This window comes from Micromonospora cathayae, assembly GCF_028993575.1.
GTDB classification, from domain to species: Bacteria; Actinomycetota; Actinomycetes; order Mycobacteriales; family Micromonosporaceae; genus Micromonospora; species Micromonospora cathayae.
In genome coordinates, this window is the sequence record NZ_CP118615.1 from 5,829,393 (window position 1) to 5,843,962 (window position 14,570).

General features: G+C 72.7%; 12 protein-coding genes and 1 pseudogene. 6 read left to right on the plus strand and 7 right to left on the minus strand.

Going from position 1 to position 14,570, the window contains the following annotated elements:
- Positions 1 to 103: 103 nt before the first annotated feature.
- Positions 104 to 499: a VOC family protein gene (locus PVK37_RS25625; RefSeq protein WP_275030372.1), complete on the minus strand. Its 396-nt coding sequence runs from the start codon at positions 497 to 499 to the stop codon at positions 104 to 106.
- Between the two features lie 76 nt (positions 500 to 575).
- Positions 576 to 2,210, minus strand: coding sequence for an ABC-F family ATP-binding cassette domain-containing protein (locus PVK37_RS25630; RefSeq protein ID WP_275030373.1), 1,635 nt, complete (start codon positions 2,208 to 2,210; stop codon positions 576 to 578).
- Positions 2,211 to 2,484: 274 nt separating this feature from the next.
- Between PVK37_RS25630 and PVK37_RS25635 the strand changes: the two genes are divergently transcribed.
- The 5 genes and pseudogenes from PVK37_RS25635 (at position 2,485) to PVK37_RS25655 (ending at position 8,273) form a co-directional block, all read left to right on the plus strand.
- Positions 2,485 to 3,177: a hypothetical protein gene (locus tag PVK37_RS25635; RefSeq protein WP_275030374.1), complete on the plus strand. Its 693-nt coding sequence runs from the start codon at positions 2,485 to 2,487 to the stop codon at positions 3,175 to 3,177.
- On the plus strand, positions 3,174 to 3,542 hold the full coding sequence (locus PVK37_RS25640) for a transcriptional regulator (RefSeq protein ID WP_275030375.1): 369 nt from the start codon (positions 3,174 to 3,176) through the stop codon (positions 3,540 to 3,542). The genes PVK37_RS25635 and PVK37_RS25640 overlap by 4 nt, the downstream gene beginning before the upstream one ends.
- A gap of 60 nt (positions 3,543 to 3,602) precedes the next feature.
- Positions 3,603 to 3,971: pseudogene (locus PVK37_RS25645) on the plus strand (hypothetical protein); the annotation flags it as partial.
- A gap of 206 nt (positions 3,972 to 4,177) precedes the next feature.
- The gene (locus tag PVK37_RS25650; RefSeq protein WP_275030377.1) at positions 4,178 to 8,101 is read left to right on the plus strand and encodes a ThuA domain-containing protein; all 3,924 of its coding nucleotides are present in this window, start codon (positions 4,178 to 4,180) and stop codon (positions 8,099 to 8,101) included.
- A 25-nt stretch (positions 8,102 to 8,126) separates the two neighbouring features.
- A complete protein-coding gene (locus tag PVK37_RS25655) occupies positions 8,127 to 8,273 on the plus strand; it encodes a hypothetical protein (RefSeq protein ID WP_275030378.1) in 147 nt (48 codons plus the stop codon).
- A gap of 230 nt (positions 8,274 to 8,503) precedes the next feature.
- Here the strand turns inward: PVK37_RS25655 and PVK37_RS25660 are convergent, their stop codons facing one another.
- Positions 8,504 to 9,082 (minus strand): DinB family protein, encoded by a 579-nt coding sequence (locus tag PVK37_RS25660; RefSeq protein ID WP_275030379.1) that lies wholly within the window; start codon positions 9,080 to 9,082, stop codon positions 8,504 to 8,506.
- Positions 9,083 to 9,230: 148 nt separating this feature from the next.
- Here PVK37_RS25660 and PVK37_RS25665 point away from each other — a divergent pair, with 148 nt between their 5' ends.
- Positions 9,231 to 10,007, plus strand: a complete 777-nt coding sequence (locus PVK37_RS25665; RefSeq protein WP_275030380.1) for a hypothetical protein — start codon at positions 9,231 to 9,233, stop codon at positions 10,005 to 10,007.
- Positions 10,008 to 10,028: 21 nt separating this feature from the next.
- On the opposite strand, the gene PVK37_RS25670 is transcribed toward PVK37_RS25665, so the two are convergent.
- From PVK37_RS25670 to PVK37_RS25685, 4 genes are all read right to left on the minus strand, one after another.
- Positions 10,029 to 11,345, minus strand: coding sequence for an MFS transporter (locus tag PVK37_RS25670; protein ID WP_275030381.1), 1,317 nt, complete (start codon positions 11,343 to 11,345; stop codon positions 10,029 to 10,031).
- 133 nt (positions 11,346 to 11,478) lie between these two features.
- Positions 11,479 to 12,444: a DMT family transporter gene (locus tag PVK37_RS25675; RefSeq protein WP_275030382.1), complete on the minus strand. Its 966-nt coding sequence runs from the start codon at positions 12,442 to 12,444 to the stop codon at positions 11,479 to 11,481.
- Positions 12,441 to 13,169 carry a thioesterase II family protein gene (locus PVK37_RS25680; RefSeq protein ID WP_275030383.1) on the minus strand — a complete coding sequence of 243 codons (729 nt, stop codon included), beginning with the start codon at positions 13,167 to 13,169 and terminating at the stop codon, positions 12,441 to 12,443. The genes PVK37_RS25675 and PVK37_RS25680 overlap by 4 nt, the downstream gene beginning before the upstream one ends.
- 1 nt (position 13,170) lies before the next feature.
- The gene (locus tag PVK37_RS25685) at positions 13,171 to 14,565 is read right to left on the minus strand and encodes a class I adenylate-forming enzyme family protein (protein WP_275030384.1); all 1,395 of its coding nucleotides are present in this window, start codon (positions 14,563 to 14,565) and stop codon (positions 13,171 to 13,173) included.
- Between the last annotated feature and the right edge of the window lie 5 nt (positions 14,566 to 14,570).

A 14,570-nucleotide genomic window follows, 5' to 3' on the forward strand; every position in this document is an offset into this window, starting at 1 on the left:
ATATCGTTAACTGTGATCTATCCATGATGGATCGCGCACCAGGTGGGATGCCTGAAGTGTCCCTGGATCGGGGCCTCGTCCCGGTGCCGGTGACGGCCGGTCCTCAGCTGGTCGACGGCCGCACGCCGGAGCCCGGCACGCCGGAAGCGGACACCCCGCCGTACGAGATCTCGTTGCCGTCCGGGTCCGCGTAGACGACCTTGCGCATGCCCCCTCCGTACTCCTCGACCCGGTCGGGTTCGAGGCCACGCCGGGTGAGCCCGGCAACCGTGGCGTCGAGATCCGCAGCCATGATCATCAGCATCGCGTGGCCGGCCCGGTCGGGCCGGCGTTCGATGTAGACGTAGCTGTGCGCGCCCACCGCCCACACCGCCTCGGTGTCGTGCGGGTGGAAGCTCGGCTCGCCGCCGAGGAACGTCCGGTACCAGGTCAGCGCGCGATCGAAGTCGGCGACCGGGACACCGGCGAACAGGTCGGTTGCTGGTGGCGTACCGGTCATGATCGTTCCTTCCCCGCGTGGACCCGCTACCGCCCCATCATCCCGCCCCGGCCCCCGACCCGGGCGACGGGCGCCGTCACCGCTGCGGCGGTCCGGTCTCGGTGAGCCGGCCGTCGGCCAGCCGCAGCCAGCGGTCCACCCCGATCCCGGCGAGGAAGCGGTCGTCGTGACTGACCACCACGAACGCCCCCTGGTACGCGGTGAGCGCGCTCTCCAGTTGCCCGACGCTGACCAGGTCGAGGTTGTTGGTGGGCTCGTCGAGCAGCAGCAGCTGCGGAGCCGGCTCGGCGAACAGGATGCAGGCCAGCGTGGCCCGCAGCAGCTCACCGCCGGAGAGCACGCTGACCGGCAGGTGCGCGCGGGTGCCCCGGAACAGGAAGCGGGCCAGCAGGTTCATCCGCTCCGCCTCGGTCAGCGCCGGGGCGGAGGCGGCGAGGTTCTCGGCGACCGTGCGGTCCGGGTCGAGCAGGTCGAGGCGCTGGGACAGGTAGGCGGTCCGGCCCTCGGCCCGCACCGCCGTACCGGACACCGGCTGCTGGTCGCCGCCGACCAGGCGCAGCAGGGTCGACTTGCCCGCCCCGTTGGGGCCGGTGAGGGCGATCCGTTCCGGGCCGCGGATGTCCAGGCCCACGCCGTCGCCGGCGAAGACCGGCCGGTCGTCGTACGTGGCCTGGAGGCGTTCGCCGTGGAAGACGGTACGCCCCGCGGGCACCCTGGTGCCCGGCAGTTCGAGGGCGATGTGGTCGTCCTGGCGGGCCGCCCGGCTCGCCTGGTCCAGCCGGGTCTGGGCGTCGCTGACCCGGGAGGCGTGCACCTCGTGGGACCGGGCCGCCGACACCTGCGCCTCGCGCTTGAGGTTGCCGGCGACGATCCGGGCCAGCCCCGCGTCGGCCAGGTTGCGCGAGGCGGTGGCGGCCCGCCGGGCAGCCCGCTCGCGCGCCTGCTGGAGTTCGCGCTTCTGCCGTTTGACGTCCTGCTCGGCCTGGCGTACCTGCCGCTCGGCGACGTCCCGCTCGCCCCGCACCGCCTCCTCGTACTCGGTGTAGGTGCCGCCGTACCAGCGGACCTCGCCGTGGTCGAGGGCGGCGATACGGTCCATCTCGTCCAGCAGCGCCCGGTCGTGGCTGACCACGATCAGGCAGCCGGTCCAGGAGCGGAGGACCCCGGTCAGCCGTTCGCGTGCCTCGTGGTCGAGGTTGTTGGTCGGTTCGTCCAGCAGCAGCACGTCGGGCTGTTTGAGCAGTTGGGCGGCGAGCCCGAGGGAGACCACCTGGCCACCGCTGAGGGTGCCGAGCCGCCGGTGCAGCGCCACGTCGGCCAGGCCGAGACGGTCGAGTTCGGCGCGGGTGCGCTCCTCGATGTCCCAGTCGTTGCCGACGGCGGTGAAGTGTTCCTCGGCGGCGTCGCCGGCCTCGATGGCGTGCAGCGCGGCGATGGTCCGGTCGACCTCGAGCACCTGGGCGACCGTCTGGTCCTGGGCGAAGGGCAGGTGCTGCGGCAGGTAACCCAGGACGCCCCGCACGGTGACGCTGCCGGCGGTGGGTGACAGCTCACCCGCGATGAGCCTCAGCAGGGTGGACTTGCCGGCGCCGTTGGGTGCGACCAGGCCGGTACGGCCGGCCGGCACGGAGAGGAACAGGTTCACGAAGACCGGGGTGTCGTCCGGCCAGGAGAAGGACAGGGCGGAGCAGACGACGCAGACGTCGGGCATGGCAGACCTCGAAGGCAGGAGAGCCGGGCGCACCGCTGCGGCCCGGTATGAGCGGGGCATGACGACATGGGCCACGCAACGACGCGTCGACGCGCGCTGGTGGCCGCTCCGGGGAACTCACCCGGAGATGTCGTCGTCACCTGCCACGTTCTGCTCCTACCTCGGCAACCGGACCAGGATAGCGCAACCGGGCGGGCTCGGCGGGTGCCGACGGCTCGAGGGCTGCACGGAACTGACACTAGCGCCGAGAGGTTTGCTGTGGAAACCTATTGGCATGACCACCGAATCGATGTCCGCCCCCGGCGATCCCCGCCGGCTGCTGGCGGACGTGCGCGCGCTCGCCCACCGCGTACGTCTCGACCAACGGCAGACCTCCGTCGCACTGCTCGTGCTGGCCTCGGTGACGTTCGCCGCGATCCCGTTCGACTGGTTCGGGATGACGGTGAACTGCGCGCCGGACGGTAGCTGCCAGTTCGCGCGTCGAGGCATGCTCTACTACTGGCCGCCGGCGCTCCTGCTGGCGTACGCGGCCATCGCCGTCTGCTACGTGCGGGCCGCCCGGGCCCGAGGGCTGGGCGCCCGTGTGCTGCCGTACGCGATCACCGGCGCCGTGACGAGCGCCGTGTTCCCCGCCGCGTGGGTGGCGGTGGCCCTGTACCTCTCGCAGCACCCGGTGCCGGACCAGCCGCTCCCCTACTGGGGGCTCGTCCTGGACCGGCTGGTCATGCCGTGGGGCATGATCGGGGTCGCGCTGCTGGTGCTGGCCTGGCTGGAGCGCAACGTCGCACTGCTGCTGTTCACCCTCGCCTACCTGGCGACGGTGCTGCTGGTGCTGCCGCTGAACACCGGTTTCGGACCGCCGCACTGGGGCGTCCGGGCGACGATGGCGCTTCCCCAACTCGGCTGCGGCGTGGTACTGCTGGCGGGCGCGCTGGGCTTCCGGGCAGCCCGCCGCAGGCACCGGTGACGGCCGTGACGGGCACCCCGGACCCGGCCGCCGCACACCCGGTCACCGGGCTGGACGAGGTGGTGCACCAGCGGGTACGGCTGGGGATCCTGACCATCGCGCACGAGGCGCGGCGGGTCGAGTTCGGCTACCTGCGCACCCAGCTCGACCTGACCGCCGGCAACCTCTCCAAGCATCTGAGCGTGCTGGAGGCGGCCGGGCTGATCGAGGTCGAGAAGGGCTACGCCGGCCGACGCGGCCGGACGTGGATCACCCTCACCGCCGCCGGCGACACCGCGCTCTCCGACGAGATCGGACGGCTCAAACAGCTCATCGCCCGCGTCGAGGCCACCGACCCGGCGGAGGACGGTCGACCGCCGCGCTGACCCGCCGACGCCGGTCCGCCGCCGCGCCCGCCAGCGCGTCCGGCCCGGCCGGAGGAGCCGGCCGGCCTGGCCGCGGCGCTGGCCGTACAGGGGATGCTGCGCCGACGCACCCGTGGGGCGTACGGGGCGGCCGGGGCCGGTCTGCTGACCGGGTTGGCGGCCGCGGCGCTGCCCGGGCCGGGCGGCGGATGGTGGTGGGTGGGCATCCCCCTCGGGGTGGGCTGTCTGGTGCACTCCCTCGGTGACGCGTTGACCTTCACCCGGGTGCCGCTGCCGTGGCCGATCCGGATCCGGGGCGGCCGGTGGGCGGCGCTGGGCGTGTGGGCGCCGCTGCGGTTCCGTACCGGCTCGGCGGCGGAGCTGTTCCTGGTCGTTCCGGCCGTCCTGGCGCTGGGCGGGGTCAGCGTGTGGACCCTGCTGGCCGGGTAGGCGACCAGACGGCTGAGCTGCCGAGATAACGCTCTCACGAACTGCCGTGGATGGCTTGACACGCCCCCGGCCGGACGTGACCATGTATTGACATATTTCGCGCTCTCCGGCGACGCTGCCGGACGGCCCGCGAGTCGCACCCGCACCTGCACTCCCCACCGGCGTGATCGGCGCACGCCCTCCCCGTCCCGCGGAAGGACATCACCGTGCGCAGATCCCTGAGATCGTGGCTGGGCGCCGCGCTGAGCGCGATCCTCGTGGTCGGCGGCATCGCCGTCGCGCCACCGGCGAGCAGTGCCGCCCCCTTCAGCGTCCTGGTCTTCAGCAAGACCGCCGGCTTCCGGCACGGCTCCATCGGCCCGGGCATCACCGCCATCCAGCAGCTCGGCGCGGCCAACGGGTTCACCGTCGAGACCACCGAGGACGCGGCCCAGTTCACCGACGCCAACCTGAGCCGGTTCGCCGCGGTGATCTGGCTCTCCACCACCGGTGACGTGCTCAACGCCACCCAGCAGGCCGCGTTCGAGCGCTACCTCACCGGGGGCGGCGGGTACGTGGGCGTGCACTCCGCCGCCGACACCGAGTACGACTGGCCCTGGTACGGCGGGCTCGTCGGGGCGTACTTCGCCTCGCACCCGGCGAACCAGACCGCCACCATCAAGGTCGCCGACCAGGTGCACCCGTCCACCGCGTCGCTGCCGCAACGGTGGACCCGGCTGGACGAGTGGTACAACTACCGCACCAACCCCCGGGGCAACGTGCACGTGCTCGCCACCCTCGACGAGAGCACCTACACCGGTGGCGGCAACGGCTACGACCACCCGATCTCCTGGTGCCAGAACTACTCCGGCGGCCGGGCCTGGTACACCGGCCTCGGCCACACCGACGAGTCGTACACCGAGCCGGCGTTCCGCCAGCACCTGCTCGGCGGCATCCAGAGCGCGGCCGGCGCGGTGCAGGCCGACTGTGGTGCCACCGTCACCAGCAACTTCCAGCAGGTCGAGCTGGCCCGTGGGGTGGCCGAGACCGGCGAGCCGATGACGCTGACCGTGCTGCCCGACCGGGGAGTGCTGCACACCGCCCGCAACGGGGTGATCCGGCACACCGACGCGGCCGGCAACACGAAGGTCGCCGCCACCCTGCCGGTCTACACCGGGGACGAGGAGGGCCTCCAGGGCATCGCCGCCGACCCCAACTTCGCCACCAACCGCTGGGTGTACGTCTTCTACGCCCCACCACTGAACACCCCCGGGGGTGGCGCGCCGGCCACCGGCACCCCGGCCGACTTCGCGGTCTGGAACGGGGTCAACCGGCTGTCCCGGTTCACCGTCCGCGCCGACGACACCCTCGACCCGGCCAGCGAAACCCTGATCCTGGACGTGCCGACCAGCCGGGGCATGTGCTGCCACGTCGGCGGGGACATCGCCTTCGACGCGGCCGGCAACCTGTACCTGACCACCGGCGACGACACCAACCCGTTCGACTCCGCCGGGTTCACCCCGATCGACGAGCGGGCCGGCCGCAACCCGGCCTTCGACGCCCAGCGCACCTCGGCGAACAGCAACGACCTGCGGGGCAAGGTGCTGCGGATCAAGCCGAGCGCGGCCGGTGGCTACACCGTCCCGGCCGGCAACATGTTCGCCCCCGGCACCGCGCGGACCCGCCCGGAGATCTACGCGATGGGTTTCCGCAACCCGTTCCGGATGAGCGTGGACAAGGCCACCGGCGTCGTCTACCTGGGCGACTACGGGCCGGACGCGGGCACCGCCGACCCGAACCGGGGACCGGCGGGGAACGTGGAGTTCGCCCGCATCGACCGGCCCGGCTTCTACGGCTGGCCGTACTGCACCGCCCGCAACGACGCCTACAACGACTACACCTTCCCGTCCGGGCCGTCCGGCCCGAAGTTCGACTGCGCCAACGGCCCGGTGAACAACTCACCGAACAACACCGGCATCACCCAGTTGCCGCCGGCCGTCCCGGCGTGGCTGCCGTACGGCGGCTCCGGTTCCCCGCCGGAGTTCACCGGCGGCGGTCTCTCCCCGATGGGTGGGCCGGTGTACCGGTACGACCCGGCGAACACCTCCCCGGTGGCGTTCCCGCGGTACTACGACGGGACGTACTTCGCCGGTGAGTTCGGTCGCCGCTGGATCAAGAACATCAAGCTCGACGCGGCCGGCCAGCCCCACAAGATCAACCCGTTCCCGTGGACCGGCACCCAGGTCATGGACATGGAGTTCGGCCCGGACGGCGCGCTCTACGTGCTCGACTACGGCACCGGCTGGTTCAACGGCGACGCCAACTCGGCGCTCTACCGGATCGAGTACGCCCGCGACGGCCGCGCCCCACGCCCGGCCATCTCGGCCACCCCGACCAGCGGCACCGCACCGCTGACCGTGCAGTTCTCCTCGGCCGGCACGCTCGACCCGGACGGTGACCCGATCACCTACGCCTGGGACTTCGACAACAACGGCACCACCGACTCGACCGCGACCAACCCGAGCCACACGTACACCACCAACGGGGTACGCCGCCCGACCCTGACGGTGCGGGACACCACCGGCAAGACGGCCACCGCGAGCACGGTCGTCACGGTCGGCAACAGCGCCCCGGTGGTCACCGTGACCGTCCCGTCGAACGGACAGACGTTCAGCTTCGGTGACGCGGTGCCGTTCACCGTCACCGTCACCGACGCCCAGGACGGCACCGTCGACTGTGCCCGGGTCAAGGTGGCCTACGTCCTCGGCCACGACTCGCACGGCCACCAGATCAGCAGCAGGCAGGGCTGCACCGGGGTCATCCAGACCACCGCCGACGGCGAGCACGACACGGCGGCGAACATCTTCGGCATCATCGACGCCGAGTACACCGACCTGGGTGGGGGCGGCCAGCCGCCGCTGACCACGCACGCGCAGGCGGTGCTGCAACCCCGCACCCGGCAGGCCGAGCACGCCGGGGACTCCTCCGGCACCCAGGTCGTCACGCCGGGCAGCGCACACGGCGGCGCGGCGGTCGGCTACATCGACAACAACGACTGGATCTCGTACCAGCCGTACCACCTGGCCGGCGTGCGGTCGTTCAGCGTCCGGGCCGGCGCGCCCGCCGGCGCCGGCGGCACCGTGGAACTGCGGGTCGACTCGCCCACCGGGCCGCTGGTCGGCACGGCGACCGTGACACCGACCGGCGGACACGGCACCTTCGCCACGTTCACCGGCACGGTCACCCCGCCCACCGGCACCCGCACCCTGTTCCTGGTGTTCAAGGGCGGCGGCGGCATGTTCGACCTGGACGAGTTCACCCTGTCCACCGGCCCCGGCGGCGACCCGGACCCCGATCCGGGGACGAACCTGGCCCGGGGCAAGCCGGCCCGGGCGTCCAGCCTGGAAGGGGCGTACGTGGCGGCCAACGCGTTCGACGGCGCGCCCGCCACGCGCTGGGCCAGCGCGTTCGCCGACCCGCAGTGGATCGACGTGGACCTGGGCGCCACCCACGCCATCGACCGGGTCACGCTGACCTGGGAGGCGGCGTACGGCAGCGGGTACCAGATCCAGACCTCGCCGGACGGGGTCACCTTCACCACGATCCGGACGGTGACCGGCGGCGACGGCGGCGTGGACGAGCTGACCGGACTCTCCGGCTCCGGCCGGTACGTCCGGCTCCTCGGCACCACCCGGGGCACCGCCTGGGGCTACTCACTGTTCGAGTTCGAGGTGTACGGGAGTCCCGGCGGTCCGCCGGCGGGGACCAACCTGCTGCTGAACAAGCCCACGCTGACCTCCAGTGACGAGGGTGCCGGGATGTCCGGCGCCCAGGCGGTGGACGGCAGCCTCACCACCCGCTGGTCGAGTGCGTTCTCCGATCCGCAGTGGATCCGGGTCGACCTCGGCGCGCCGACCGCGATCGGCCGGGTCAAGCTGAGCTGGGAGGCGGCGTACAGCAGCGCCTACCGGATCCAGACCTCGAACGACGGCACCACCTGGGTCGACGTGAAGTCGGTGACCGGGGCCGACGGCGGGGTGGACGAACACACCGGGCTCGGCGCGAACGGCCGGTACCTGCGGATCCTCGGCACCGCCCGGGGCACCGGGTACGGTCACTCGCTCTGGGAACTGGAGGCGTACGCGGGCTGACCGGGCGACGGGGCGGTCGGCGCGGGTGGGACCTGCGCCGGCCGCCCCACGGCAGGACCGGTTCACCACCACCTCGCGCACGTACAGCGGGTGGACGATCTTCCTCACGCCCGTGGTGGGCGGCAACGCCAGCACCAGCACGGTCGACCCGGACCAGTTCCCGGGCGGCTGACGGCCCCGGTCCCGGACCGGTCGAGGCGATCGACCGCCGTCCGGGCCGGCGCGGCAGCACCGGGGGCAGCGACGTCGGACGGGGGCGTGGTGACCAAGACCCCCGGCTACGACGGACTGCCCCTGGTCATGCTGCGACTCGAACAGGTGGACGTCGACCGACTCGACGAACTCGTCACCGACGCCTGGCGGATGCTGGTTGCGCCTCCACGTGGCGCTGCCACCTCGTCCTCAGGCGAAACCACGGGCGGTGGCTTCCAGCTTCTCGCGGTAGGCGGCCCACCACGCCTCGTCGCCCTCGACCATGTTGTCTCCGGGCCGCCGCCAGCCGACCTGGCCGTCGAGCAGTTCCCGGACGATGTCGGCGTGCCCGGCGTGCCGGTTCAGCTCCGCGAGCATGTGCACGAGGACGAGGTGCAGCGTCACCGGGGCGTCGCCCCACCACCGCACCGAGCCGGGCGCGTCGATCGGGAGCGCCTCGATCGTCGCGTCCGCGTGCGCCCAGACGCGGTGCCACAGACCGACGACGTCGTCGCGGGACTCGTCGGCCGCGGCCCACATGTCCGCGTTCGGCTCCGCGTCCTCGGCCAGGCCCGCGACCGGCTCGGGAAAGGGCCTGTCGAACACCTCGCCGAAATAGCCGGCGGTCACCGAGGCCACGTGTTTGACCAGCCCGAGCAGGTTCGTGCCGGTCGGCACGAGCGGACGCCGTACGTCGTACTCCGACAACCCGTCGAGCTTCCCGAGCAGCGCCGCGCGCGCCTCCCGCAGGTACCGATGGAGGTTCGCCTTGGTGTCGGGGTCCGTCATGCCGCCCAGCCTGTCACAACCGCGCCTGCCCGGACACCCCGCGTTCCGGCGGACACCGTCGGACTCCCGGGGCGGCGGACGGAGGCATCAAGAGTTTGCTATACATCTATGGAACGGGCGTGGGAGCGCTACCAGACGGAGGACGACCATGCGTACTTTCCTCGCGGCGGTCACCGCCGCCCTGATGCTCGGTGCCACGGCCGGTAGCGTGCCGGCCGGCGCGTCCGGTGGCACCCACCACGGCTCGTGCACCCGCGGCCTGCTCTTCTGCGAGGACTTCGAGCGACTGCCGCGCGGCGGCCCCAGCAGCCTGGACTGGGGCGTCGACACCCGCCACGGCACGCTCACCGTCGAGCGCGCCCGGCACGGCAACCAGGTGCTGCACGTCCACACCGTCGACAACGGGCGGGCCTTCCTGCGGGTCGACGACTTCGCCGCGCCGGGCAACCGCTTCTACGGCCGGATGCGGCTGCGGGTCGACGCCTTCCCCACCGCCCCCGACTGGGCGCACTTCACGCTGGTCGAGGCGACCGGCACCGGCAGCTCGGAGATCGTCCGTCCGATCGGCGGCCAGTACGCGCCGACCGTACCCGGCACCTTCTGGGGTGTCGGCGCCGACGGCGGGCCGACCGGCGACTGGACCAACTGGCGGGAGTCCGCCCCGGTCGTCGAGGACACCTGGCAGTGCGTCGAGTGGCAGCTCGACCCGGCGGACAACCGGGTGGTGGTGTGGATCGACGGCGTGGCGAACCCGGAGCTGACCGCCTCCACGACCGACCACGGCGGCAACGACGTGCCGTTCGTGCTGCCCACGGTGAACACCGTGAAGATCGGCTGGCAGCTCTACCAGGGCGGCACCACGCCGGGCGAGTTCGACCTCTGGATCGACGACGTCGCGCTCTCCACCAGGCGTCTCGGCTGCTGACCGCCCCCTACGCCCGGCGGATCACCGTCGCACGTCCTCGTCCAGCTCCACCCGGTCCCGGTGGACCTGCCCGTCGGCCGGCCGCCGACCGACGGGCGGGACACCGGGTGACCCCGCAGCGCCGGACCCGAAGGCGTCCGGCTCCGGTCCGGGCGGTCGCGCGTACCCGGTGCGGGACGTGCCGCGCCAGAGCGCGACGGCACAGGCGAGGGTGACCACGGCGGTGGCCGCGAGCAGCGAGCGGTAGTCGAACACGGAGATGAGCGCGGCACCCAGCGCGATAGACGCCGTGTTGGGGATCAGGACGAACATGGTGGACGCCGCGTTGACCCGGCCCTGCATCCGGGTCGCCGTGTGGGTCTGCATCGCGGTGGTGAAACCCACCACGAACCAGACCATGGCCGCGCCGTTGACCACCGAGGCGGCGACCACCACCGCCAGCGACGGTACCGCCAGCGCGAGGTTGCCGACGCCGAACGCGGCCAGCCCGAGGGCGACGAGGCGGCCGTCACCGACCCGCCGGCTCAGCCGCGCCGCCACCAGGCCGCCCAGGACGGCCCCGACGCCCTGGATGCTGGTGATCACTCCGAAGAACGACGGCGGGCGGTGCAGGCCCGACTCGATGACGGCGAAGATGACGGTCTCGAAGAAGCCCAGGACCGCCCAGGCGGCCGCACCGGCGAGCGTGACCCGCGACAGCAGCGGCACCGCCCGGATGTGCTGGAAGCCGGCCAGGAAGTCCCGCCGGAACGGGACGCGTGGCTCCGGCTCGGTCTCGTGCACCCGGATCGAGCCGAGGACCGCCGCCGCGACGACGAACAGCACGACCACGAACAGCGCCAGCGCCGTACCGCCGAAGGCCGCGTAGAGCCCGGCGCCGATCAGCGGGGACAGGACCCGGATGCCCTGGCTGGCCGTTTGCAGGGCGGCGTTGGCCGGCGCCAGGTCCTGGTCGGACACCAGTTCCTTGAGCATCGCCGACCGGGCGGCCACGACGAACAACGCCGAGCAGCCGTACAGGAACGCCACGCCGTAGAGGATCCACAGCTGGTCCGTGCCGCGCACCAGCAGCAGGCTCAGCACGACCACACCGGTCAGCAGGTTGGTCAGCACGAGCAGCGGCCGGCGGCGTACCCGGTCCACGACGATCCCGGCCGCCGGGGCGAACAGCACCGGGACCGCCAGCGCCAGGAACACGGCACCGGCGGCGCTGTTGCTTCCGGTCAGGTCCTTGGCCCAGATGCCGAGGGACAGGTAGAGGGCGGTGTCGGCGAAGTTGGAGACCGACTGGCCGATCAGCAGCCGCCGGAAGCCGGGGTGCCCGAGGACCATCGCCATCCGTGCCCGCCACCTCCCAGAACTGTAAAGAAGGTTATCAGATTCGGGACGGTATGTCGTCGGGGCACGACGCAGCGGGTGACGGCTGCCCACCGGGGTGTGCGGCCGGCAGGTGGCCGTCGCCGCTGCCGCGTTACGCGGAGGTCCTGGCCGGGCGGCCCTGCGCCGCCGCGCCCGGGTCGTCGGCGGGCGTCGCCGGTTCCGATGGCTCGGCGAGGGTGCCACCGCCGACGGCTCCGGTCACCCCCCAGACCGCCCCGGCCAACACCACGGCACCGCCCAGCGCCTGCCACGGGGTCATCGCCTCACCGAGGAGCACCCAGGCCGCGCCGATGCTGACGACCGGCTCCACCATGCTCATGATCGACGCCCGGGTGGGGCCGATGACCGCCATGCCCGCGAAGAACGCGCCGATCGCCACCACGGTGGACACCACGGCGACCCCGAGGACCGGTAGCCAGGCGTGGGCGGGGAAACCGAAGCGCAGCTCGCCGGTGCCGGTCCCGACCACCAGGAAGGAGGTACCGGCGAAGGACGCGACGAAGGCGCTGGTGGTCAGCGGCGGCAGGCCGGCCGAGGTACGGTCACCCACCACGATGTAGACCGCGTAGACCCCGGCCGCGCCGACGGCGTACAGCACGCCGACCAGGTTGACGGCGGCGCTCGGCCGACCCAGCACCAGCGCCATGCCGGCCAGGGACAGCAGGATCGCGACCACCCCCGCCAGCGGCGGCCGGTACCGGCCGAGGGCGCTCGACAACAGCAGCACGAAGGCCGGGTACAGGTAGAGCAGCAGCACGGCGAGAGCCGGCGAGATGTGCTCCACCGCGGAGAAGTAGAACAGTGACTGCAACGCGTACAGCACCGCGCCGAGCAGCAGCAGCGCGCCGAACTGCCGGGCGGTGACCCGCCGGGGCAGCCGGCGCCGGACCGCGAGGTAGCCGAAGAGCAGCGTGGCGGCGACCGCGAACCGCAGGAAGAGCAGCGTCGACACGGTGAGGCCGGCGGAGTAGGCGTACCGGGCGAAGACGGGCATCAGCCCGAAGCCCGCCGCGGACACCGCCACCAGTGCGCTCCCCCGCCACACGGTGCGGCTCATCGGATTCTCCTCCCCGGCAACGCGGCACACCCTTCCTCGACCACTGCGGCGAAATCCCCGGGACGCTCCATCGGGAAGAAATGACCACCGGAGAGTGACCGGAAGCGATACGGTCCGGAAGTATAGTCCCGCCACTGCCGCAGCGCGGCCACCGAGGTGAGCGGGTCGCCCCGGCCGTAGAGCACCAGCAGCGGGCAGTCCAGCGGGTGCCGGCCGGCCGGTGCCCGGTAGCTGCCGGCCAGGACGAGGTCGGCGCGGAGCACCGGCATGAAGGTGCGGTAGATCAGCGGCCCCGAGGCCCGGGCCGTGGCACCGCCGATCGCCACCAGCCGGGCGAAGAGGTCCTCGTCGGACAGGTCCGTGCGGTGCAGGTCGGTGGCCTCCGGGGCCAGGTGCGGCGGGTTACGGCCGGAGACGACCAGCAGCCGGGGCGCGGGCCGGCCCAGCCGGGTCAGCCGGTGCGCCACCTCGAGCGCCAGCAGCGCGCCGAGGCTGTGGCCGAGCAGCGCGTACCCGTCCTGGTCGTCGGCCGCCAGCACGTCGGCCGCCCGGTCGCCGAGGTCGTCCGCGGTGTCCCGCATCGTGCGGTACGGCGGCTCGTGGGACCGGGTGCCCCGCCCGGCCGGTTCGAGAGCCGTCACCCGCACCCCGGCGACCCGGTTGCCGAGCAGGCGTCGGTACGTCCCGGCGGAGCCCCCGGCATGCGGCAGGCAGAACAGCCGCACCCTACTTGGGTCCTCGTTCGGTGGCCGGTCGGACGGTGATCCGGTCCGGTCGCTCGAAGCGGAGCAGTTGCCCGAGCAGCGCCCGCTTCGTCCGCGCCACCTCGCCGGGCGCGAGGTCGTGCAGGTAGAGGTCCAGGTTGAGCCGGGTCTCACCGTCCTCCGCCCGGTACGTGGAGGTAGCGGAGCCGGCCACCCCCGGCAGCGTGTTGGCGATCCGGCGGATCGACGCCAGCGACACCTTGTTGCCCTTGAGCACCGCGATGTCCGACAGCCGTCCCTGGAAGTAGAGGTAGCCCTCGGCGTCCAGCCGGAACAGGTCACCGGTCGCGATCACGCCCGGCGCGACGAGCCGGCTGCCGTTGCGGGTGTCCGTGCTGCCCACCTTCTCGCGGAGCACCGTGTCCGAGGTGACCTGCAACTCGCCCACCCCGTGCTCGTCGGGGGCCCGCAGGGACACCTCGACCCCGGCCAGCGGTCGGCCCACCGACCCGTACCGGTGTGGCGGCTCGCGGTGCGCGGCCAGCGTGCTGACCCGGGGGCCGGCCTCGGTCAGTCCGTAGGTCAGGTAGAGCTCCATCCCGGGCGCCCGGTCGAGGAGCTGCGCGGTCACGTCCGGCTCCAACGCGTCCCCGCCGACGGTGAGCAGTCGCAGCGTCTCCGGCGGTTTCCAGGGGCTGCCCAGCAGCGTGCGGACCATGTGCGGGGTCAGCGACGAGCAGGTCACCTGGTGTTCGGTCACCGCGGCGGTGTAGGCCGCCGGGGTGAACGGTGGGCCTGTCACGACCAGCCGGGTGTCCGTCACCAGGCCCGCCAGCAGTTGGGCCACCAGCGCGTAGGAGAAGTTGAGCGGCAGGTTGACCAGCATGGTGTCGCCCGACCGCAGGCCGATCGCGGCGGCGTGCCGGCGGGCGTTACGGACCAGCGAGGACAGCCGGTGGCGGCAACCGCTGAAGACGCCGGACGTACCGGAGGTGAGGATGATGACGTCGCCGGGCTCGTACCGCCGGCCGGGGTCGCCGCTGAGCAGCAGCGCCTCCGTCGTGCCGACGGGCCGGCGGGCGACCGGACGGTGGGCCGCCGCCTGGGTACGGGGTACCAGTACGGTCCGCGCGCCGAGGTGCCCGGCGATCTGGTGCAGCCGGGCCGACGGCACGGCCGGCGGGAGGATGGTCGGTACCCCACCGGCGGCCAGGACGGCGAAGAACCGGCGTAGCAACGGTTTGCCGTTCGCCAGGGCGATCAGCACCGGCTCGCCCGGTGCCAGGCCCAGGGCCAGCAGTTCCCGGGAGATCTGCCGCAGCGGGACGTCGTCACCCGGTGACGGCTCCAGCTCGACGGTGGTGGACAGGTACCGCTCCACGTCCTGCACTGTCCCGGGCAGGCCGATGCCTTCCATGGTGA

Excerpts from the sequence above, each read along its gene's own strand:
- PVK37_RS25625 (WP_275030372.1), bottom strand. The coding sequence starts at position 499 with ATGACCGGTACGCCACCAGCAACCGACCTGTTCGCCGGTGTCCCGGTC.
- PVK37_RS25630 (WP_275030373.1), bottom strand. The coding sequence starts at position 2,210 with ATGCCCGACGTCTGCGTCGTCTGCTCCGCCCTGTCCTTCTCCTGGCCG.
- PVK37_RS25635 (WP_275030374.1), top strand. The coding sequence starts at position 2,485 with ATGACCACCGAATCGATGTCCGCCCCCGGCGATCCCCGCCGGCTGCTG.
- PVK37_RS25660 (WP_275030379.1), bottom strand. The coding sequence starts at position 9,082 with ATGACGGACCCCGACACCAAGGCGAACCTCCATCGGTACCTGCGGGAG.
- PVK37_RS25665 (WP_275030380.1), top strand. The coding sequence starts at position 9,231 with ATGCGTACTTTCCTCGCGGCGGTCACCGCCGCCCTGATGCTCGGTGCC.
- PVK37_RS25670 (WP_275030381.1), bottom strand. The coding sequence starts at position 11,345 with ATGGCGATGGTCCTCGGGCACCCCGGCTTCCGGCGGCTGCTGATCGGC.
- PVK37_RS25675 (WP_275030382.1), bottom strand. The coding sequence starts at position 12,444 with ATGAGCCGCACCGTGTGGCGGGGGAGCGCACTGGTGGCGGTGTCCGCG.
- PVK37_RS25685 (WP_275030384.1), bottom strand. The coding sequence starts at position 14,565 with ATGGAAGGCATCGGCCTGCCCGGGACAGTGCAGGACGTGGAGCGGTAC.